Annotated in this window: 1 protein-coding gene and 1 pseudogene; both read right to left on the reverse strand. The window is 69.3% G+C overall.

The annotated features are described in order from the left end of the window. Positions 1-203 (reverse strand): hypothetical protein (locus tag G5V65_RS21965; protein WP_206526941.1); only part of this gene is annotated, 203 nt, incomplete at its 3' end. Between the two features lie 33 nt (positions 204-236). After that, a pseudogene (locus G5V65_RS21970) lies at positions 237-927 on the reverse strand (phage tail protein); the annotation flags it as partial.

Raw genomic sequence — 927 nt, forward strand, 5'->3', positions numbered from 1 at the left:
GCATTGGCGCCTGCCGTGGCGGGCACGATGGCGATCTGGCCCGCGGTGCCGGTGGCAGGAAGTGCTGCAGTCCGTGACGTGGCACGCGGCTGTACCAGCGCAGACAGGCGGCGCAGGTCTTCGCTGAGGCTGGTGCCCCAGTTGCGCTGGCCGGGATCGTAGAAGGCGCGCAGCCCCAATCCCGGCATGATCCGTTCCGGCATGCTCGTCCTCGTTCGTTGTGATGAATTCCGGGATCAGGTGCCCCAGAGGAAACCCCAGCCACGGTCCCATCCGGCGGCGAAGGGCGCTGTCAGCCGAAACCACCGCGCCTCGCGGTCGGTGATCCAGCTGCCTTCGACCAGGCGCCGCGAGCGGACGGCCAGTTCGATCTCAGCCGTGCGATCCGGGGCGCCCAACTCGGGAATGGCCTCTGGCGCGAGGGACCAGCTGGCGCTGCTGCCTGCGTCGATCACCACGCCTGCGGGCAGGATGGCGGCACCCGTATCCGGATCCACCCAGCGCACTTCGATGATGTAGCCGACACCCGGTTCGGGGCCGATGGAGCCGCCGGTGTGGTCGACGATCACGGGGCTCGTCTGGGTCAGCCGGTCGCGATGCGTCCAGGTCAGGGCGAGAGGGCCGGTGACCAGCGCATCGACGTTCGGGGCGTAACTGCCGTTGCCTTGCACCCGTCCGGGCGGCAGGGGCCGGATGGCACGACGGTCGAGCGTTACACTGTCCTCGGGTGCCAGCGCGAAGGCCAGTGTTCCGCGACCCGTCTCGGGCAGGAGCCGCGCCGCCAGCGTCTCGCCCGCTTCCCAGCTGTCCTCGGTGATCCGCGCCACCTCGTCGAAGAAAATGACCGACCTGCCCGAGGGATGCGCGCGCGGGACGGTATCGAGGCATCCACGTCCAACTGTGATGCTGCTAGGCGTGATCCCGTCC

Source organism: Paragemmobacter kunshanensis, from assembly GCF_011059185.1.
Classification (GTDB): domain Bacteria; phylum Pseudomonadota; class Alphaproteobacteria; order Rhodobacterales; family Rhodobacteraceae; genus Paragemmobacter; species Paragemmobacter kunshanensis.